The organism is Streptomyces sp. NPDC020299 (assembly GCF_044387825.1).
In the GTDB taxonomy this organism is placed as follows: Bacteria; Actinomycetota; Actinomycetes; order Streptomycetales; family Streptomycetaceae; genus Streptomyces.
Map to the genome: position 1 here is coordinate 235,804 of NZ_JBIRWL010000004.1, position 18,603 is coordinate 254,406.

The following is an 18,603-nucleotide window of genomic DNA, read 5'->3' on the forward strand; positions in this document are numbered from 1 at the left end:
GCTACGCAGTGTGTCGTATCGCGGTGCGGCCGGTCTAGGCCTGCGGGGGATGGTGCAGGCCCAGGTTCTCGTAGATTTCCAGCGTCGCCGTGGAGTTGTTGAGCGTGATGAAGTGCAGTCCGGGCACTCCCTCGGACAGCAACCGTGCGCAGAACTCCGTGGCGAATTCGATACCAATGGAGCGTACCGCCGCCGGATCGTCTTTCGCTGTGAGGATCCGCTCTTTCAGGGCGGACGGGAACGCGGCGTTGCTGAGCTTCGGCAACCGTTGCAGCATCTTCACGCTGGTCACCGGCAGCACCTCGGGGATGACCGGGGTCTCGCAGCCCGCGGCGGCCACCCGGTCGCGCAGGCGCAGATAGGACTCCGGCTGGAAGAACATCTGCGTGATGGCGTAGTCGGCGCCGGCCCGGCACTTGTCCACGAAGTGCTCGACGTCGGTGTCCCATTCGCTGGAGCGCGGGTGCATCTCCGGGAACGCGGCGACGCCCACGCAGAAGTCGCCGGACTCCTTGATGAGCCGGACCAGTTCGGCCGCGTAGGTCAGACCCTGGGGGTGCGGCACCCAGTCGCCCATCGGGTCGCCGGGCGGGTCGCCGCGCACGGCCAGCATGTTGCGGATCCCGGCGTCCGCGTACTGGCCGATGATGTTGCGCAGTTCGGCGATGGAGTGGTTGACCGCGGTGAGGTGGGCGACCGGCGTCAGCGTGGTGTCGACGACGATCTGCTGGGTCTCCTTGACCGTGGTGGCGCGCGTGGAACCGCCGGCGCCGTACGTCACGGAGACGAAGTCGGGCGCCACCGCCTCGACCCGGCGCAGCGCGTTCCAGAGGTTCCGCTCACCCTGGGGGGTCTTGGGCGCGTAGAACTCGAAGGAGTACGTCGTTTTGCCGGTGCCGAGGATGTCACGCACCGTACGCGCGCGATCGGTCCTGGTTGATGCGGTTCCGAGGGCCATACCGGCAGGTTAGCCAGGGGCGGCCGGTCCCCCAACCGAGAGCCGGAAATTTGCCCGAATTGTCGGCCTGTTGTCCACCCCTTGGACAGACGTGGACACCGGATCGGGTACGGCGTCACGCCTGCCGGAGCCGTTTGGCGAACTCCGCCGCTGCCGCTCCGGGGTCCGGGGCCTGTGTGATCGCCCGGACGACGACGACCCTGCGGGCTCCCGCGTCCAGCACTTCGTCGAGGTTGCCCAGGTCGATGCCGCCGATGGCGAACCAGGGGCGGTCGGTGCCCAGCGCGGCGGTGTGCCGGACCAGGTCGAGGCCGGGTGCGTGCCGGCCGGGCTTGGTGGGGGTGGGCCAGCACGGGCCGGTGCAGAAGTAGTCGACGCCCTCCTGGACGGCGGCGGCCTCGGCCTCGGACTCGGCGTGCGTGGAACGGCCTATGACGACGTCCGCGCCGAGGACCGCGCGGGCCGCGGGGACCGGGAGGTCACCCTGGCCGAGGTGGAGCACGTCCGCGGCGGCGGCGTGGGCGACGTCCGCGCGGTCGTTGACCGCGAGCAGCTTGCCGTGCCGGGCGCAGGCCTCGGCGAGGACCGCGAGGTGCTCCAGCTCCTCGGCCGCCTCCATGCCCTTGTCCCGCAGCTGCACGATGTCCACACCGCCGGCCAGTACCGCGTCCAGGAACTCGGCGAGGTCGCCCTGCCGCTTGCGGGCGTCCGTGCACAGGTAGAGCCGGGCGCCGGCAAGGCGTTCGCGGGCGGTGGCCGTGCCGGCGGCAGTGTCAGACATGCGTGGGTCCCCCCGTTGTCGGTGCGCTGTCGGCGGCGTACGGGCCGTGACCCACCGTGGCCGGGACCCCCGGGGCCGCGGCCCGTACGCCGGACGGTGTTCGGTTCGGATGCTCGGGTCAGACGGCGAGCGCCTGGGCGCGGCGCTTCACCTCCGTGCCGCGATTCTCGCTCAGGGCCTGCGCGGGGGTGCCGGGGAGGCTCGGGTCCGGGGTGAAGAGCCATTCCAGCATCTCTTCGTCGGTGAAGCCGTCGTCCCTGAGGAGCGTCAAGGTCCCGGACAGGCCCTTGACGACCTTGTCCCCGTCGATGAAGGCGGCGGGGACGTGCAGAGCCCGGTTCTCACCACGGCGTACGGCGATGAGCTGGCCCTCCTTGACCAGGTGCCGAACACGTGTCACCTCGACGCCGAGCTTTTCGGCGATGTCGGGCAGGTTCAGCCAGGCGGGGACGAGAGCATCGGTCTTCGCGTCAATCTCGGTCACGGGAACAAGCCTGCCATCTGCCACTGACACTCGGAAGCCAGGCCGGTCCACCTGGGGCGACTTCCCTGGTCCCGGGCCTATGCCGTGGCGTTCTTCAGCGGCCTCGCCGGGTCGGCCAGCAGCTCGGGCCGCATCGGTGTGCCCGCCTCGATCAGCCGTCGCCCCTGTGCCAGGTCCCTCGGGCGTCCCACGGCGAGCAGGGCCACCAGCCGGTCCTCCTTCAGCCAGCAGACCGTCCAGGCGGGACCGGCCGGGTCGCCGCGCCAGAGGGTGCGGTCGGCCGCGCCGTGGTGACCGGCGTACTGGACGAAGCGGCCGAACTGCTCGGACCAGAAGTACGGCACGGGGTCGTAGGCCGCGGGGGTCTCGCCGATGATGTTGGCGGCGACCGTGCGCGGGCCCTGGAGGGCGTTGTCCCAGTGGTGGACGAGCAGCCGCTCCCCGTACCGCCGGGAGGGGAAGGAGGCGCAGTCGCCGACCGCGTACACGTCCGGGGCGCAGGTCCGCAGGTGCTCGTCGGCCACCACCTCGCCGTGCGCGCCGAGTTCGATGCCGGAGCCGGCCAGCCACGCCGTGGCGGGGCGGGCGCCGATGCCGACGACGACGGCGCCCGCGGCCACCCGCGAGCCGTCGTCGAGCACCACCGCGCCCGGCTCGACGCGCTCCACGCGCGCGTGGGTGCGCAACACGGCGCCGCTGTCGGCGTACCAGGGCACCATCGGCGCGGCCACCTCGGCCGGGAGCGCGCCGGCGAGGGGGCGGTCCGCCGCCTCCACGACCGTCACCGCACAGCCCGCCTCGCGGGCCGCCGTGGCGAACTCGGCGCCGATCCAGCCCGCGCCGACGACCACGATGTCGTGCTGCCGGGCCAGTACCGGCCGCAGCCGTTCGGCGTCGTCGAGGGTGCGGAGCAGGTGCACGCCGGGGACGCCCTCCGTGCCGGGCAGCCGCACCGGTTCGGCGCCGGCGGCCAGGACCAGGACGTCGTACGGCACGGGCCCGGCCTCGGTGTCGACCTCGTGGTCGTCCGGGCGCACGCCCAGCGCCTCGCGGCCGAGCAGGAGTTCGATGCCGAGCGCCTCGAAGTCGACGTCGAAGGCGGAGCCCTCGGCCTTGCCGAGCAGCACGGCCTTGGACAACGGGGGCCGGTCGTACGGTTGGTGGGGTTCGGCGCCGATCAGTGTCACGGTGTCCCGGAAGCCTTGTTCGCGCAGGGCGACGGCGGTCTGCACCCCGGCCATGCCCGCGCCGACGACGACCACGCGCCGCGCCTGTGACGTGCCCTGTTCCCGCGTCTGCTCGCTCACTCGATCACCATAGTCAACTGACTCTTCGTCAGTCAGGGGGCGTGCTCAGTGATCTGTTCCACAACGCTCGTACCCGCTCCGGACTGCGATTCCCACTCCCAGGTCTCCTTCAGCCGCACCCGGCCGTCGGGCAGCTCGACGACGGTGGACGCGCAGTGCCCCGAGGAGGTCGTCCCGTCCCGCTTCAGCTGCACGTACCGGAAGTCCAGCCGGTCTCCCTCCCGGGTGCCCACCAGACACCCGCGTACGACATCGCCGCCCGCGTACTCGGCCCAGATCTCGCCGTCCTTCTCGTGGTACGCGAACCGGGTGCGCGTACCCACCTGCCCCGGCGCCTGGTCCGCGACGGGGGCGAGGATCAGACCGTCGAGCGAGCGGGCCATCGGCGGAGGCCTCCTTACACGTCACGTGCTACGGGGGGTACGGTACAAGCACTCGCGGGAGCCCGGACGCACCGGGCTGAGAGGGAGGCTGGCGGCCTCCGACCGTACGAACCTGATCCGGGTCATGCCGGCGAAGGGAGGGGCTGGACGCCCATGTCGTCACGTACGTCCGACGTCCTCGTCATCGGGGGCGGAATCATCGGCCTGGTCACCGCCTGGCGGGCCGCGCAGCGCGGCCTGGCCACGGCCGTGGTGGACCCGGCGCCGGGCGGCGGGGCCGCCCAGGTGGCGGCCGGGATGCTGGCCGCCGTCACGGAACTGCACCACGGCGAGCAGACGCTGCTCGGCCTGAACCTGGCGTCGGCCCGCCGCTATCCGGACTTCGCGGCCGAGCTGACCGAGCTCACCGGCCTGGACCTCGGCTACCGCAGATGCGGCACGCTCGCCGTCGCGCTGGACGCCGACGACCGCGCCCACCTGCGCGAACTGCACGCCCTTCAGCACCGCTCCGGCCTGGAGTCGGAGTGGCTGTCGGGGCGGGAGTGCCGGCGCCTCGAGCCGCTGCTCGCGCCGGGCGTGCGCGGGGGTCTGCGGGTGGACGGCGACCACCAGATCGACCCGCGCCGCCTGGCGGCCGCGCTGCTCGCCGCGTGCGAGCGGGCCGGTGTGGTCTTCCACCGGGTGTGGGCCGAGCGCTTCGACGTCGTACGGGACCGGGCGGCCGGCGTCACCGCCTCGGACGGCGGTGAGCTGCGCGCGGGCCAGGTGGTGCTGGCGGGCGGGAGCCTGAGCGGGCGGCTCGCGGGCCTGCCCGAGGACCTGCTGCCGCCGGTGCGGCCGGTGAAGGGGCAGGTAGTGCGGCTGACCGTGCCGGAGCGGTACGCGCCGTTCCTCAACCGGACCGTACGGGCCGTGGTGCGCGGCAGTCACGTCTATCTGGTGCCCCGGGAGAACGGCGAGCTGGTCGTCGGGGCCACCAGCGAGGAACTGGGCTGGGACACGACGGTGACCGCGGGCGGGGTGTACCAGCTGCTGCGCGACGCGCACGAGCTGGTGCCCGGCATCACCGAGCTGCCGCTCACCGAGACCCGGGCCGGACTGCGCCCCGGCTCCCCCGACAACGCGCCGCTGCTCGGCCCGACCGGTCTGGACGGGCTGCTGCTGGCCACCGGGCACTACCGCAACGGTGTGCTGCTCACGCCGGTCACCGGGGACGCCCTGGCGCACGCCCTGACCACCGGCGAACTGCCCGAGGAAGCCCGGCCGTTCACCCTCAAGCGCTTCAGCGAGGCCCGCACGGAGCTGCCCGTATGAACAACCCGCTCACCATTTCCGTCAACGGAGAGCGCCGGGAGGTCGCCCCGGGCACCGCTCTCGACACCCTCGTGAAGTCCCTCACCGCGGCGCCGCGCGGTGTGGCCGCCGCGCTCAACGAAACCGTCGTCCCGCGCGCGCAGTGGCCGTCCACGGCCCTGGCCGAGGGGGACCGCGTCGAAGTCCTCACCGCCGTCCAGGGAGGCTGACCATGGCCGACGACCCCTTCGTCCTCGGCGGTACGTCCTTCACGTCCCGCCTGATCATGGGTACGGGCGGTGCGCCCAGCCTCGACGTGCTGGACCGGGCGCTGGTCGCCTCCGGCACGGAGCTGACGACCGTGGCGATGCGTCGGGTGGACCCCGGCGTGCACGGCTCGGTGCTGTCCGTGCTGGAACGGCTCGGCATCCGGGTGCTGCCGAACACCGCGGGATGCTTCACCGCCGGGGAGGCCGTGCTCACCGCCCGGCTGGCACGCGAGGCACTGGGGACCGACCTGGTGAAGCTTGAGGTCATCGCGGACGAGCGCACGCTGCTGCCGGATCCGATCGAGACACTGGAGGCGGCGGAGACGCTGGTCGACGACGGGTTCACGGTGCTGCCGTACACCAATGACGATCCCGTGCTGGCGCGGAAGCTGGAGGACGCCGGGTGTGCGGCGATCATGCCGCTGGGGTCGCCGATCGGGTCCGGGCTGGGCATCCGCAATCCGCACAACTTCCAGCTGATCGTCGAGCACGCGCGCGTGCCGGTGATCCTGGACGCGGGGGCCGGTACGGCGTCGGACGTGGCGCTGGCGATGGAGCTGGGGTGTGCGGGGGTGATGCTGGCCTCGGCGGTCACGCGGGCGCAGGAGCCGGTTCTGATGGCGGAGGCGATGCGGCGCGCGGTGGAGGCGGGGCGGCTGGCGCGGCGGGCGGGGCGGATTCCCCGGCGGCACTTCGCCTCGGCGTCCTCTCCTGCGGAGGGCTTGGCTGTGCTTGATCCTGAGCGGCCCGCTTTCTAGTGCGGCCTTGCTGTAGTCCCGTTCTTGTCTCCCACCCACGCACCACCCGTTTCCAGTTGGTTGACAGGTGGACGTTTCCTGTGGGGGTCAGGCGCCGTTGGCGGCCTTCCGGTCGTGGGAAGCGTCACAGGTCGGCTGCAGTCGGGGTGCTGTTCTGGCCGAAACCGTGGGGGTGTCGGTCCTGGCTCGTAGACTCACCTGCGTGGATATGACCCTTCAGGACCCTCTCGTCGGGCAGGTGCTCGACGGCCGTTACCGCGTGGACGCGCGGATCGCGGTCGGCGGGATGGCCACGGTCTACCGGGCGCTGGACACCCGGCTCGACCGGGTCCTCGCGCTCAAGGTGATGCACCCGACGCTCGCGGCCGACGGATCGTTCGTGGAGCGGTTCATCCGGGAGGCGAAGTCGGTGGCCCGGCTCGCCCACCCCAATGTCGTACAGGTGTTCGACCAGGGGGCCGACGGGTCGTACGTGTATCTGGCCATGGAGTACATCGCCGGGTGCACCCTGCGGGACGTGCTGCGGGAGCGGGGCGCGCTGCAGCCGCGGGCCGCGCTGGACATCCTGGAGCCGGTGCTGGCCGCGCTGGGTGCCGCGCACCGGGCCGGGTTCGTGCACCGGGACATGAAGCCGGAGAACGTCCTGATAGGGGACGACGGGCGGGTCAAGGTGGCCGACTTCGGGCTCGTGCGGTCCGTGGACACGGTGACCAGCACGACCGGCGCCGTGCTCGGGACGGTGTCGTACCTGGCGCCCGAGCAGGTCGAGCACGGGACGGCGGATCCGCGTGTCGACGTGTACGCGTGCGGTGTCGTGCTCTACGAGATGCTGACCGGCGGCAAGCCGCACGCCGGGGACACCCCGGCCCAGATCCTCTACAAGCACATCCACGAGGACGTGCCGCCGCCCTCGGCCGCCGTGCCGGGACTGGCGTACGAACTGGACGAGCTGGTCGCCGCCGCCACCGCCCGCTCCCCCGAGCTCAGGCCGCAGGACGCCGTGGCCCTTCTCTCCCAGGTGCGGGAGGCCCGCGCGCAGGTCGGTGAGGAGCGGCTGGACGTGGTGCCGCCGCAGGCGATCTCCGGCCCGCACGACAACGCCGAGGACCGGACGAGTGTGATCCCGCGCGCGTTGACGTCCCCCACGCTCGGCTCCGCTCGCGCGGGGGGACCCCCATCTCGCCCGCTGCCGGTCAACGAGGCGGACGAGCCGGGGGCGGTCCTGAACCGGACCAGCCTGCTCCAGGCCCCGCCGGCCGAACCGCCCGGGCGCCGGCCGGGGCGGCCGAGGCGCGGGCTCGTCACGGTCGTCGCGGCCGTGCTGCTGGTCTTCGGGGTCGGTGCGGGGATCTGGTACATCAACTCCGGCCAGTTCACGCGGGTCCCCCCGCTGGTGACGAAGACCGAGGCGCAGGCCGAGGCGCGGCTGGAGAAGGCCGGGCTCAAGGTCAAGCAGGTCAAGCACGCCTACAACGACACCGTGGCGAAGGGCACGGTGATCAGCAGCGACCCGGCGACCGGCGCCCGCATCCGCAGCAACGACTCGGTGACGCTGACGATCTCCGACGGCCCGAAGACCGTGAAGGTGCCGGACCTGTCGGGCCGGAAGCTGGCCGAGGCACGGGAGCGGCTGAAGGCGGTGGGACTGGCGCCGGGCATGGTCACCCGGGAGTTCAGCGAGGACGTGCCGAACGGTTCCGTGATCCGCACGGCCCCCGACGCCGGCACCGTGCGGCACGCGGGTTCGGCGATCGCGCTGACCGTCAGCAAGGGCAGCCCGATCGACGTGCCGGACGTCACCGGCGACGACCTGGACAGCGCGAAGCAGGAGCTCCAGGGCGCCGGGCTGAAGGTGAAGGTGTCCGCGCAGCAGGTCAACTCCGAGTACGACAAGGGCAAGGTCGCCCGGCAGACCCCGGCGGGCGACGGCCGGGCCGCGGAGGGCGACACGGTGACGCTGACCGTGTCCAAGGGCCCGGTCATGGTCGAGGTGCCGGACGTGGTGGGCGACAGCGTGGACGACGCGCACCAGCAGCTGGAGGCCGCCGGCTTCCAGGTCGACGAGGACCGCGGGCTGCTCGGGCTGTTCGGCGACACCGTGAAGAAGCAGTCCGTGGACGGCGGCGAGAAGGCGCCCAAGGGGTCGACGATCACGATCACCATCCGGTGACGGGGGGCGGCCCGGGCCATGACACCCTGAAGGGGTGACACCGCAGCACTCCGGCTCCGCCGCCCCCGGCCCCGACCCGGCCCCCGCCCCCGTTCCCGCCCGCAATCCCGTGGGCGGTCACGTGCCCGTGGCCGGCGGCCTGCACTCGGTCGGGCTGTCGTACGCCCGTGATCTGAAGGCCGAGACCGTGCAGGTCTTCGTGGCCAACCCGCGCGGCTGGGCCACGCCCGCCGGGAACCCCCGGCAGGACGAGGCGTTCCGCGAGGCCTGCGAGGAGGGGGCGATCCCGGCCTACGTTCACGCGCCGTATCTGATCAACTTCGGCTCGCACACCGAGGCGACCGTGGAGCGGTCGGTGGAGTCCCTGCGGCACTCGCTGCGGCGGGGGCGGGAGATCGGCGCGCTCGGCGTGGTGGTGCACACGGGGAGCGCGACCGGCGGCCGGGACCGGTCGGTGGCGCTGAAGCAGGTGCGGGCGCATCTGCTGCCGCTGCTGGACGACCTCACCCACGACGACGATCCGTATCTGCTGCTGGAGTCCACGGCCGGACAGGGTGCCTCGCTCTGCTCCCGCACCTGGGACTTCGGGCCGTACTTCGAGGCCCTGGACGCCCACCCGAAGCTGGGCGTGTGCCTGGACACCTGCCACATCTTCGCCGCCGGGCACGACCTGACCGGGCCGAGCGGCATGCACCAGACGCTGGACCTGCTGGTGGACACGGTCGGCGAGGGCCGGCTGAAGCTGATCCACGCCAACGACTCCAAGGACGTGGTGGGCGCCCACAAGGACCGCCACGAGAACATCGGCGCCGGCCACATCGGCGAGGACCCCTTCCGCGCCCTGATGACCCACCCGGCGACCGCGGGCGTCCCCCTGATCATCGAGACGCCCGGCGGCAAGGAGGGCCACGCGGCCGACGTGGAGCGCCTGAAGAAGCTCAGGGACGGCTGACGGCGGGAGCGCCGGTCAGAGTTCCGGCCCGTCCCCCGGGCCCTCCTGGTAGGAGTACCGCTGCTCTTTCCAGGGGTCGCCGATGTTGTGGTAGCCGCGCTCCTCCCAGAAGCCGCGGCGGTCGGTGGTCATGTACTCGATGCCGCGGACCCACTTGGGGCCCTTCCAGGCGTACAGGTGGGGGACGACGAGGCGGAGCGGGAAGCCGTGCTCGGCGGTGAGGAGTTCGCCGTCCTTGTGGGTGGCGAAGAGCGTGCGCTCGGAGGCGAAGTCCGGCAGGCGGAGGTTGGAGCTGAACCCGTACTCCGCCCAGACCATCACATGGGTGACGTCCGGCGCGGGCGGGGCGGCCTGAAGGATCGTCCGGGCCGGGATGCCACCCCATTCGGCGCCGAGCATGCTGAACTTGGTGACGCAGTGCAGATCGGCCACGACGGTGGTGTACGGCAGCGCCGTGAACTCCTCGTGGGTCCAGCAGTGCTTCGCACCGTCGGCGGTGGCGCCGAAGACCCGGAACTCCCAGCGCTCGGGCCGGAACTTGGGCACGGGCCCGTAGTGCGTGACCGGCCAGCCGCGCTGGAGTCGCTGCCCCGGCGGAAGCCCGGGCCCTACGGCCTCTCCCGATTCTCCAGACTCGCGCTCCTCCGGCTGACCCATGTCTCCATCCTGACAGACCCCGGGCAGTGCACATGACCAGGGAGGCGCGAAAACGGGGCAAGCAGCGCCAAGCATCCATTTACTTACTAAGTGCGCACTTACTGGACGATCATCAACACCGATGCAATCATGCCGCCGCAACCTCCCTTGTTCCCCATGTGGAAGGAGCCGCTGCGATGCAGGGCGATCCCGAGGTCATCGAGTTCCTCAACGAGCAGCTCACCGGCGAGCTCACGGCGATCAACCAGTACTTCCTGCACGCGAAGATGCAGGAGAACTTCGGCTGGACGAAGCTCGCGAAGTACACCCGGCACGAGTCGTTCGACGAGATGAAGCACGCCGAGGTGCTCACCGACCGGATCCTGTTCCTGGAGGGGCTGCCGAACTACCAGCGCCTGTTCCATGTGCGCGTCGGGCAGACGGTCAAGGAGATGTTCGAGGCGGACAGGCAGATCGAGGTGGAGGCGATCGACCGGCTCAAGCGGGGCATCAAGGTGATGCGCGAGAAGGGCGACATCACGTCCGCGAACATCTTCGAGGACATCCTCGCCGACGAGGAGCACCACATCGACTACCTCGACACCCAGCTGGAGCTGCTGGAGAAGCTCGGCGAGGCGCTCTACATCGCCCAGCTGATCGAACAGCCGGAGAGCTAGCGCGGAGAGCCAGGGCGGAGAGTCAGGCGGCGTCCGGGAGGTCCGCCAGTACCGGCCGGCCCTCGTCGGCCGGCTCCCGGCGCGGGCAGGCGCCGCGGCCGAGAATGGCCTGGATCCGGCGGACGCACGAGCCGCAGTCCGTGCCGGCCTTGCAGGCCGAGGCTATCTGCCGGGGGGTGCAGGCGCCGTCCTCCGCATGCTTCTTCACCTGCGCCTCGGTGACGCCGAAGCAGCTGCAGACGAACACGCGGATTCACCTCCCGACGGGATCACTGGTCTTACTGCCATCCCGCTTTCTTCGGTGAGGCAAACCTAACCTTACCCGGCCGCCCGTACCCGCAAAAGTGGAGAGGGGCGCGGATCGTGTGTGATCCGCGCCCCATCGAGAACCACCAGGACTACTGGTCGCGGTACATCTCCGCGACGAGGAACGCCAGGTCCAGGGACTGGCTGCGGTTCAGACGCGGGTCGCAGGCCGTCTCGTAGCGCTGGTGCAGATCGTCGACGAAGATCTCGTCGCCGCCGCCCACGCACTCGGTGACATCGTCACCGGTGAGCTCGACGTGGATGCCGCCCGGGTGGGTGCCGAGGCCCTTGTGCACCTCGAAGAAGCCCTTGACCTCGTCGAGCACGTCGTCGAAGCGGCGGGTCTTGTGCCCGGAGGCCGCCTCGAAGGTGTTGCCGTGCATCGGGTCGGTCACCCAGGCCACCGTCGCGCCGGACGCCGTGACCTTCTCGACGAGCTGCGGCAGATGGTCGCGGATCTTGTCGGCGCCCATGCGGACGATGAAGGTGAGGCGGCCCGGCTCGCGGTCCGGGTCGAGGCGCTCGATGTACTGGAGCGCCTCCTCGGCCGTCGTCGTCGGACCGAGCTTGATGCCGATCGGGTTGCGGATCTTCGAGGCGAACTCGATGTGCGCGCCGTCCAGCTGGCGGGTGCGCTCACCGATCCACACCATGTGCCCGGAGACGTCGTACAGCTGACCGGTGCGGGAGTCGACCCGGGTGAGGGCCGACTCGTAGTCCAGCAGCAGCGCCTCGTGCGAGGAGAAGAACTCGACGGTCTTGAACTCCTCCGGGTCGGTGCCGCAGGCCCGCATGAAGTTCAGCGCGTTGTCGATCTCGCGGGCCAGCTGCTCGTAGCGCTGGCCGGACGGGGACGACTTCACGAAGTCCTGGTTCCAGGCGTGCACCTGGCGCAGGTCGGCGTAGCCGCCGGTGGTGAAGGCACGCACCAGGTTCAGGGTGGAGGCGGACGCGTGGTACATCCGCTTCAGCCGCTCCGGGTCGGGGACGCGGGAGGCCTCGTCGAAGTCGAAGCCGTTGACGGAGTCGCCCCGGTAGGTCGGGAGCGTCACGCCGTCGCGGGTCTCGGTCGGCTTGGAGCGCGGCTTGGAGTACTGGCCGGCGATACGGCCGACCTTCACCACGGGCACGGACGCGGCGTACGTCAGGACGGCGCCCATCTGGAGCAGCGTCTTGAGCTTGTTGCGGATGTGGTCGGCGGACACCGCGTCGAAGGCCTCGGCGCAGTCGCCGCCCTGGAGGAGGAACGCCTCTCCCTTGGCGACGGCCGCCATCCGGGCGCGCAGCTGGTCGCACTCGCCCGCGAAGACGAGCGGCGGATACGACTCGAGGTCCGCGATCACTGCGCGCAGAGCCTCGGTGTCGGGGTACTCGGGCTGCTGCGCCGCGGGCAGGTCTCGCCAGGTGTTGCCAGCACTCGGGCTGGTCTTAGCGTTCACGGTCACCTCGTAAACACTACGGGGTCGTGTCGAAGGATTTTTCTCCAGCTCGAAAAGTGAGACGGCGCGATCACCCTACGGACGGCCGGGTGGTGCGGTATGGTTCCGGCATGCTCGCGCACTCGAACCAGAACTCCCACCAGAACTGGTGGTGGACCGCTCATCCGGCGGCCCACTGACTGCGCGTACGCAAGACTTCGCGAAGGCCGCCCGAGGGGCGGCCTTCGGTGTTTCCCGGGGTCGTTCCTCTCTGTCGAGAAGGATGACCCATGCATCTGAAGGACCTGCTGTCCGAGTCCCGTCCCTTCGCACTGCTCCGCCGTCGCACACCGGGCCGCGAGGAGCACACGGTGGAGGTGCTGCTCGGTCCGGTCACCTCCCGGGAGCGCCTCGCCGACCTGCCCGGTGAGGGCCTCGCGCTCGTGCCGTTCCGGCAGATCCGCGAGCGCGGCTTCGACGTCCGCGACGACGGCACACCGCTCACGGTGCTGGTTCCCGAGGAGCGGTACGAGATCCCGCTCGCCGACGCGCTGGACCAGCTCCCCTCGCACGACGTGCGCGTCGAGGGCGGCGGCTTCGACGTGCCCGACGAGGAGTACGCGGAGATCGTCGGGCGGGTGCTGCGCGAGGAGATCGGGCGGGGCGAGGGCGCCAACTTCGTGATCCGGCGGACGTACGAGGGTCAGATCCCGGGGTTCTCCAGAGGCGACGCCCTCGCGCTGTTCCGGCGGCTGCTGGAGGGCGAGCGGGGCGCGTACTGGACCTTCGTCGTGCACACCGGGGACCGCACGCTGGTCGGCGCGAGCCCGGAGGTGCATGTGCGGATGTCCGGCGGAACGGTGGTGATGAACCCGATCAGCGGGACGTACCGCTATCCGGCCGAGGGGCCCACGCCCGAGCACCTGCTCGGCTTCCTCGCCGACGGCAAGGAGATCGAGGAGCTGTCGATGGTCGTCGACGAGGAGCTCAAGATGATGTGCACCGTCGGCGACATGGGCGGGGTCGTGGTCGGTCCCCGGCTCAAAGAGATGGCGCACCTCGCGCACACCGAGTACGAGCTGCGTGGGAAGTCCTCCCTGGACGTGCGGGAGGTGCTGAAGGAGACGATGTTCGCGGCGACGGTCACCGGGTCGCCGGTGCAGAACGCGTGCCGGGTGATCGAGCGCCACGAGGTCGGGGGCCGCGGTTACTACGCGGGCGCGCTGGCCCTCCTCGGCCGGGACTCCGGGGGCGCCCAGACCCTGGACTCCCCGATCCTGATCCGCACGGCGGACATCTCCCGCGACGGCCGGCTGCGCGTTCCGGTCGGCGCCACGCTCGTCCGCGGCTCGGACCCGGCGGGTGAGGTCGCCGAGACGCACGCGAAGGCGGCGGGCGTCCTGGCGGCGCTGGGCGTACGTCCGTCCAGGCCTCGCGCGCAGTCCGCGCGCCCGCGTCTCGCCGACGACCCCCGGGTGCGGGCCGCGCTCGACGGGCGCCGGACCGCGCTGGCCCCTTTCTGGCTGCGGATGCAGGAGCCGTCGCAGGAGCTGACGGGGCACGCCTTGGTCATCGACGGCGAGGACACCTTCACGGCGATGCTGGCGCACGTGCTGCGCTCCGGCGGCCTCGAGGTGACCGTCCGGCGGTACGACGAGCCGGGTCTGCGGGAGGCGGTGCTCGCGCACGAGGGGCCGGTGGTGCTCGGGCCGGGTCCGGGTGACCCCTCGGACCTGACCGACCCGAAGATGCGCCTCCTGCGCGCCCTTGCCGCCGAGGTGATCCGGGAGCACCGGCACGGTGTGCTCGGGGTCTGCCTCGGCCACGAGCTGATCGCGGCCGAGCTGGGCCTTGGCCTCGTGCGCAAGCAGGTGCCGTACCAGGGGGCGCAGACGACGATCGACCTCTTCGGGCGGCCGGAGACCGTCGGCTTCTACAACAGCTTCGTCGCCCACTGCGACGAGGAGACCGCCCGGGAGCTGGCCGCGCACGGGGTCGAGGTGAGCCGGGCGGAGAACGGCGAGGTGCACGCCGTACGGGGCCCCGGGTTCGCCGGGGTGCAGTTCCACCCGGAGTCGGTGCTGACCCTGAACGGGGCGGCGGTCGTACGAGAGCTGATCGCCCGGCTCCGCACGACGAGCAGCACGAGCTGAGCGGGCGGGCCCGGGAACCTCATGGCTCCCGGGCCCTGAGCGGGCCGTCAGCCGTCAGATGTCAGCCGAAGAAGACGCCGACCTCGGCGTACAGGGCCGGGTCCACCGTCTTCAGCTTCGCCGTGGCCTCGGCGATGGGGACGCGGACGATGTCGGTGCCGCGCAGGGCGACCATCTTGCCGAAGTCGCCCTCGCGGACGCAGTCGATGGCGTGCAGGCCGAAGCGGGTGGCGAGCCAGCGGTCGAAGGCGCTGGGGGTGCCGCCGCGCTGGATGTGCCCCAGCACGGTCGTGCGGGCCTCCTTGCCGGTGCGCTTCTCGATCTCCTTGGCCAGCCACTCGCCGACCCCGGACAGCCGGACGTGTCCGAAGGAGTCGAGCGAGCCGTCCTTGAGGACCACGTCGCCGTCCTTCGGCATGGCGCCCTCCGCGATCACGACGATCGGGGCGTAGGAGGCTTTGAAGCGGGAGGTGATCCAGGCGCAGACCTGGTCGAGGTCGAAGCGCTGCTCGGGGATGAGGATGACGTTGGCGCCGCCCGCGAGCCCGGAGTGCAGGGCGATCCAGCCGGCGTGACGGCCCATCACCTCGCAGACCAGGACGCGCATGTGGGACTCGGCGGTGGTGTGCAGCCGGTCGATGGCCTCGGTGGCGATACCGACCGCGGTGTCGAAGCCGAAGGTGTAGTCGGTGGCGGAGAGGTCGTTGTCGATGGTCTTGGGCACGCCCACGCACGGCACGCCGTACTCCTCCGACAGCCGCGCGGCCACCCCGAGGGTGTCCTCGCCGCCGATCGTGATCAGCGCCTCGACCTCCTCCTTGGCGAGGTTGTCCTTGATCCGGCGGACGCCGTCCTCCTGCTTGAGGGGGTTGGTCCGCGAGGAGCCGAGGATCGTGCCGCCGCGCGGCAGGATGCCCCGCACGGTGGGGATGTCGAGGCGGACGGTGTCGCCCTCCAGGGGCCCTCGCCAGCCGTCCCGGAAGCCGACGAAGTCATAGCCGTACTCCTGTACGCCCTTGCGCACGATGCCCCGGATGACGGCGTTGAGCCCGGGGCAGTCGCCGCCTCCGGTCAGTACTCCGACCCGCATGGAAATGTCCCTTCGCAGCGGTTGCCTGACGCAGAGTCACGGTAGCCGTGATGCGCGTCACACAGGGAGAGGCGGGAAGGGCAATTCCGGTGAACTGTCGGGCGTTCGCTTTACTCGTCGTCAAGCCCGCGCTCTATGGCGTACCGCACGAGCTCGACCCGGTTGTGCAACTGGAGCTTGCCCAGGGTGTTCTGGACGTGGTTCTGCACGGTGCGGTGCGAGATGACCAGGCGCTCGGCGATCTGTTTGTAGCTCAGGCCCTTGGCGACCAGCCGCAGCACCTCGGTCTCGCGCTCGGTGAGCCGGGGCGCCTTCGGTTCGTCGGTGTCCGGGGCGGGGGCGGGCTCGGAGGCGAGCCTGCGGTACTCGCCGAGGACGAGTCCGGCGAGGCCGGGGGTGAAGACCGGGTCGCCGACCGCCGTTCGGCGCACCGCGTCCAGCAGTTCCTCCGTGGACGCCGACTTCAGCAGATAGCCGGTCGCGCCGGACTTCACCGCCTCCAGGACATCGGCGTGCTCACCGCTCGCCGACAGCACCAGCACACGCAGCGCCGGGTTGGCGGCCACCAGTTCCTTGCAGACCTGGACGCCCGGCTTGGCGGGCAGGTTGAGGTCCAGGACGAGGACATCGGGCGCGGCGGCCTTGGCGCGGCGCACCGCCTGTTCGCCGTCCCCGGCGGTGGCGACCACATCGAGGCCGGACTCGGCCAGGTCCCGGGCGACGGCATCACGCCACATCGGGTGGTCGTCGACCACCATGACCCTGATCGGGTCCCGCTGCTCCGTCATCGCTTGTCCGCCTTCCCCCGGGAGACCTTCGGGGCCTTCTGGTCCTCCCGACCCTCCCGGTCCGTCTGGTCCTTCGGTACCTTCAGTTCGACTTCCGTGCCCTGCCCCGGAGTCGACAGCAGCTCGGCGCTGCCGCCGAGGTCGCGCAGCCGCCCCCGGATGGACAGGGCCACCCCGAGCCGCCCCTCGCCCTCGGCCTGGGCGAGCCGCCCCTCCGGGATGCCGGGACCGTCGTCCCGTACGGTCACCACGACCTCGTGCGGTTCGTCCTCGACCAGGATCCAGGCCCGCGCGTCCTCGCCCGCGTGCCGCCGGACGTTGTCCAGGGCGGCGCCGACGGCCGCGGCCAGCTCCCGTGCCGCGCCGGCCGGCAGCGGCACCTGAGCGCCGGGTTCGGCGAGGCTGACCCGGGCGCCGGCGAAGGGGGCGAGCAGCGAGCGCAGGTCGACCGGGCCGCCGGGGCCGGCGGTGTCGTCCGGTTCGTCCACCGCCCGTACCACCGCCCCCTCGGCCGGGTCCTCGGAGGCACGCGGTACGGGCACCAGGCCGCCGGAGACCAGCGTGCGCAGCGCCACCTCCTGCTCCCCCGCCATCCGGCCCAGCTCGGCCGCCTCGCCGCCGATGACCGCGCCGCGCCGCTGCACCATGGCCAGTACCTGGAGCACGCTGTCGTGGATGTCCCGGGCCAGCCGCTCCCGCTCCCTGGTGGCGGCCTCGATCTCCAGGGCGCGGGCGAGGGTGCGCTCGGAGGCGCGGGCCACCTCGACCACGTAGCCGATGGCGATGGCCGCGACCCACACGAGGATCACGTTGTGCACGGTGTCGCGGGCGGGACGGCCGCGCTCGACCAGATTGGCGACGGCGACCAGCGTGGAGGCCAGGGCCGCCCAGCGCCAGCCGCCCTTGAGCGCGAAGGCCAGCACCGATCCGGCGGTCCATATCGACGGCAGCGTCGGCCCGCCCTCGGCGATCCGGTGGTGGGCGTCGGCGAGCGGGGTGAGCAGGATGCCGGTGAGCGCGATCGTCAGGTCGGCGGCGAGGAAGCGCTTGGTGCAGCTCGCCGCGTTCGCCACCCGGGGCAGCGTGGCCAGGGTCCACCCGACCAGGACGACGTAGTAGGCGATCGCGACCCAGGGGCGGACGAACTGGTCGTACGCGGTGGCGCACAGACCGATCGCGTACAGCATCGTCAGCACCCGGTAGCCGGTGAGCGCACGCCACAGCGGCAGCTCGACCGACATCCGCATGACTCGCTCGCGCCTGGCCATGTCCCCCCTCGCCCCGACTCCCCCGACGCCCCGGCTCCCCCGGCTAGGACTCGGCCTTCTTCTTCTCCGCCTTCTCGGCCTTCTCCGCCTCCTTGGACGCCTTCGCCGCGTCCGCGATCTGACGCTTGGCGGCGGTGGCGTACATGTCGACGTACTCCTGGCCGGAGAGCTTCATGATCTCGTACATGACCTCGTCGGTCACCGCGCGCAGCACGAAGCGGTCGTGCTCCATGCCCTGGTAGCGGCTGAAGTCCAGGGGCTTGCCGATGCGGATGCCGGGCCGCATCAGCTTCGGCATGACCTTCCCGGGCGGCTGGATCTTCTCCGTGTCGATCATCGCGACGGGGATGACCGGCGCACCGGTGGCGAGGGCCACGCGGGCGAGGCCGCCGGGCTTGCCCCGGTACAGTCGGCCGTCGGGCGAGCGGGTGCCCTCGGGATAGATGCCGAACAGCTCACCGCGTTCCAGGACCTCTATCCCGCTCTTGATCGCCGCCTCGCCGGCGCCCCGCGCGCCGGAGCGGTCGACGGGGAGCTGGCCGACACCCTTGAAGAAGGCAGCGGTGAGCCGGCCCTTCACGCCGGGCGTGGTGAAGTACTCCGCCTTCGCGATGAAGGTGACCTTGCGGTCGAGGATGGCGGGCAGGAAGAACGAGTCCGAGAACGACAGGTGGTTGCTCGCCAGAATGGCGGCACCCGCGGCCGGAACGTTCTCGAGGCCTTCCACCCAGGGCCTGAAGGCGACCTTCAGCGGTCCCCCGATGGCGACCTTCATCGTGCCGTACAACAACCGAGTGCCTCCTGTTTCCGTCGATGAGACCTTAACCCGCTCCGCCGTCAAAGGCGCCGACGGCCCTGGTCGGTGTCAGTGCGGTCGCGTACGGTGAAGCAACACCTGGAGTCGTTCACACC

The 18,603-nt window shown here is 71.4% G+C and carries 19 protein-coding genes and 1 riboswitch; of the genes, 7 read left to right on the forward strand and 12 right to left on the reverse strand.

Features of this window, described 5'->3' with window-relative positions; genetic code table 11:
* Nucleotides 1-34: 34 nt before the first annotated feature.
* The 5 genes from metF to ACH45E_RS12445 form a co-directional block, all read right to left on the reverse strand.
* Nucleotides 35-958, reverse strand: a complete 924-nt coding sequence (gene metF / locus ACH45E_RS12425; RefSeq protein ID WP_361437435.1) for a methylenetetrahydrofolate reductase [NAD(P)H] — start codon at nt 956-958, stop codon at nt 35-37.
* A gap of 115 nt (nt 959-1,073) precedes the next feature.
* A complete protein-coding gene (gene thiE / locus ACH45E_RS12430) occupies nt 1,074-1,739 on the reverse strand; it encodes a thiamine phosphate synthase (RefSeq protein ID WP_361437437.1) in 666 nt (221 codons plus the stop codon).
* Between the two features lie 118 nt (nt 1,740-1,857).
* Entirely contained in the window at nt 1,858-2,223 is a 366-nt protein-coding gene (locus ACH45E_RS12435) for an Rv2175c family DNA-binding protein (protein ID WP_361437440.1), read from the reverse strand.
* 77 nt (nt 2,224-2,300) lie between these two features.
* Nucleotides 2,301-3,530, reverse strand: a complete 1,230-nt coding sequence (locus tag ACH45E_RS12440) for an FAD-dependent oxidoreductase (RefSeq protein WP_361437442.1) — start codon at nt 3,528-3,530, stop codon at nt 2,301-2,303.
* Between the two features lie 32 nt (nt 3,531-3,562).
* Complete coding sequence (locus ACH45E_RS12445; protein WP_361437444.1) at nt 3,563-3,913, reverse strand: hypothetical protein; 351 nt, start codon at nt 3,911-3,913, stop codon at nt 3,563-3,565.
* Between the two features lie 44 nt (nt 3,914-3,957).
* A riboswitch (TPP riboswitch) is annotated at nt 3,958-4,069 on the forward strand.
* On the opposite strand from ACH45E_RS12445, the gene thiO reads away from it, so the two are divergent.
* The 5 genes from thiO to ACH45E_RS12470 all read left to right on the forward strand — a co-directional run bounded on the left by thiO (nt 4,067) and on the right by ACH45E_RS12470 (nt 9,355).
* Entirely contained in the window at nt 4,067-5,227 is a 1,161-nt protein-coding gene (thiO, locus tag ACH45E_RS12450; protein ID WP_361437446.1) for a glycine oxidase ThiO, read from the forward strand. Its footprint overlaps the riboswitch before it by 3 nt.
* Nucleotides 5,224-5,436 (forward strand): sulfur carrier protein ThiS, encoded by a 213-nt coding sequence (gene thiS / locus ACH45E_RS12455; RefSeq protein ID WP_361437448.1) that lies wholly within the window; start codon nt 5,224-5,226, stop codon nt 5,434-5,436. Before thiO ends, thiS begins: the two co-directional genes overlap by 4 nt.
* Before the next feature lie 2 nt (nt 5,437-5,438).
* The gene (locus ACH45E_RS12460) at nt 5,439-6,233 is read left to right on the forward strand and encodes a thiazole synthase (RefSeq protein WP_361437450.1); all 795 of its coding nucleotides are present in this window, start codon (nt 5,439-5,441) and stop codon (nt 6,231-6,233) included.
* 202 nt (nt 6,234-6,435) lie between these two features.
* Nucleotides 6,436-8,403: a Stk1 family PASTA domain-containing Ser/Thr kinase gene (gene pknB / locus ACH45E_RS12465; protein ID WP_361437452.1), complete on the forward strand. Its 1,968-nt coding sequence runs from the start codon at nt 6,436-6,438 to the stop codon at nt 8,401-8,403.
* A 109-nt stretch (nt 8,404-8,512) separates the two neighbouring features.
* A complete protein-coding gene (locus ACH45E_RS12470; protein WP_361438206.1) occupies nt 8,513-9,355 on the forward strand; it encodes a deoxyribonuclease IV in 843 nt (280 codons plus the stop codon).
* A gap of 15 nt (nt 9,356-9,370) precedes the next feature.
* On the opposite strand, the gene ACH45E_RS12475 is transcribed toward ACH45E_RS12470, so the two are convergent.
* Nucleotides 9,371-10,012 carry a sulfite oxidase-like oxidoreductase gene (locus ACH45E_RS12475; protein WP_361437454.1) on the reverse strand — a complete coding sequence of 214 codons (642 nt, stop codon included), beginning with the start codon at nt 10,010-10,012 and terminating at the stop codon, nt 9,371-9,373.
* 176 nt (nt 10,013-10,188) lie between these two features.
* Between ACH45E_RS12475 and bfr the strand changes: the two genes are divergently transcribed.
* On the forward strand, nt 10,189-10,668 hold the full coding sequence (gene bfr, locus ACH45E_RS12480; protein ID WP_361437456.1) for a bacterioferritin: 480 nt from the start codon (nt 10,189-10,191) through the stop codon (nt 10,666-10,668).
* Nucleotides 10,669-10,690: 22 nt separating this feature from the next.
* Here the strand turns inward: bfr and ACH45E_RS12485 are convergent, their stop codons facing one another.
* Nucleotides 10,691-10,915 (reverse strand): (2Fe-2S)-binding protein, encoded by a 225-nt coding sequence (locus ACH45E_RS12485; RefSeq protein WP_361437458.1) that lies wholly within the window; start codon nt 10,913-10,915, stop codon nt 10,691-10,693.
* Between the two features lie 151 nt (nt 10,916-11,066).
* Nucleotides 11,067-12,419 carry a class II 3-deoxy-7-phosphoheptulonate synthase gene (locus ACH45E_RS12490; protein ID WP_361437460.1) on the reverse strand — a complete coding sequence of 451 codons (1,353 nt, stop codon included), beginning with the start codon at nt 12,417-12,419 and terminating at the stop codon, nt 11,067-11,069.
* 263 nt (nt 12,420-12,682) lie between these two features.
* Between ACH45E_RS12490 and ACH45E_RS12495 the strand changes: the two genes are divergently transcribed.
* Nucleotides 12,683-14,545: an anthranilate synthase family protein gene (locus ACH45E_RS12495; RefSeq protein ID WP_361437462.1), complete on the forward strand. Its 1,863-nt coding sequence runs from the start codon at nt 12,683-12,685 to the stop codon at nt 14,543-14,545.
* 61 nt (nt 14,546-14,606) lie between these two features.
* Here ACH45E_RS12495 and ACH45E_RS12500 read toward each other — a convergent pair whose 3' ends face one another.
* The 4 genes from ACH45E_RS12500 to ACH45E_RS12515 form a co-directional block, all read right to left on the reverse strand.
* Entirely contained in the window at nt 14,607-15,635 is a 1,029-nt protein-coding gene (locus tag ACH45E_RS12500) for a 6-phosphofructokinase (protein WP_361437464.1), read from the reverse strand.
* A 110-nt stretch (nt 15,636-15,745) separates the two neighbouring features.
* The gene (locus ACH45E_RS12505; protein WP_361437466.1) at nt 15,746-16,423 is read right to left on the reverse strand and encodes a response regulator transcription factor; all 678 of its coding nucleotides are present in this window, start codon (nt 16,421-16,423) and stop codon (nt 15,746-15,748) included.
* Nucleotides 16,420-17,691: a MacS family sensor histidine kinase gene (macS, locus tag ACH45E_RS12510; protein WP_361437468.1), complete on the reverse strand. Its 1,272-nt coding sequence runs from the start codon at nt 17,689-17,691 to the stop codon at nt 16,420-16,422. Before macS ends, ACH45E_RS12505 begins: the two co-directional genes overlap by 4 nt.
* A gap of 43 nt (nt 17,692-17,734) precedes the next feature.
* Complete coding sequence (locus ACH45E_RS12515) at nt 17,735-18,466, reverse strand: lysophospholipid acyltransferase family protein (protein ID WP_361438208.1); 732 nt, start codon at nt 18,464-18,466, stop codon at nt 17,735-17,737.
* Nucleotides 18,467-18,603 lie beyond the last annotated feature (137 nt).

Bases quoted from the DNA above. Each gene is read 5' to 3' on its own strand.
- metF (WP_361437435.1), bottom strand. From the start codon at position 958: ATGGCCCTCGGAACCGCATCAACCAGGACCGATCGCGCGCGTACGGTG.
- thiE (WP_361437437.1), bottom strand. From the start codon at position 1,739: ATGTCTGACACTGCCGCCGGCACGGCCACCGCCCGCGAACGCCTTGCC.
- ACH45E_RS12445 (WP_361437444.1), bottom strand. From the start codon at position 3,913: ATGGCCCGCTCGCTCGACGGTCTGATCCTCGCCCCCGTCGCGGACCAG.
- thiO (WP_361437446.1), top strand. From the start codon at position 4,067: ATGTCGTCACGTACGTCCGACGTCCTCGTCATCGGGGGCGGAATCATC.
- thiS (WP_361437448.1), top strand. From the start codon at position 5,224: ATGAACAACCCGCTCACCATTTCCGTCAACGGAGAGCGCCGGGAGGTC.
- ACH45E_RS12460 (WP_361437450.1), top strand. From the start codon at position 5,439: ATGGCCGACGACCCCTTCGTCCTCGGCGGTACGTCCTTCACGTCCCGC.
- ACH45E_RS12475 (WP_361437454.1), bottom strand. From the start codon at position 10,012: ATGGGTCAGCCGGAGGAGCGCGAGTCTGGAGAATCGGGAGAGGCCGTA.
- bfr (WP_361437456.1), top strand. From the start codon at position 10,189: ATGCAGGGCGATCCCGAGGTCATCGAGTTCCTCAACGAGCAGCTCACC.
- ACH45E_RS12495 (WP_361437462.1), top strand. From the start codon at position 12,683: ATGCATCTGAAGGACCTGCTGTCCGAGTCCCGTCCCTTCGCACTGCTC.
- ACH45E_RS12500 (WP_361437464.1), bottom strand. From the start codon at position 15,635: ATGCGGGTCGGAGTACTGACCGGAGGCGGCGACTGCCCCGGGCTCAAC.
- ACH45E_RS12505 (WP_361437466.1), bottom strand. From the start codon at position 16,423: ATGACGGAGCAGCGGGACCCGATCAGGGTCATGGTGGTCGACGACCAC.
- macS (WP_361437468.1), bottom strand. From the start codon at position 17,691: ATGGCCAGGCGCGAGCGAGTCATGCGGATGTCGGTCGAGCTGCCGCTG.
- ACH45E_RS12515 (WP_361438208.1), bottom strand. From the start codon at position 18,466: ATGAAGGTCGCCATCGGGGGACCGCTGAAGGTCGCCTTCAGGCCCTGG.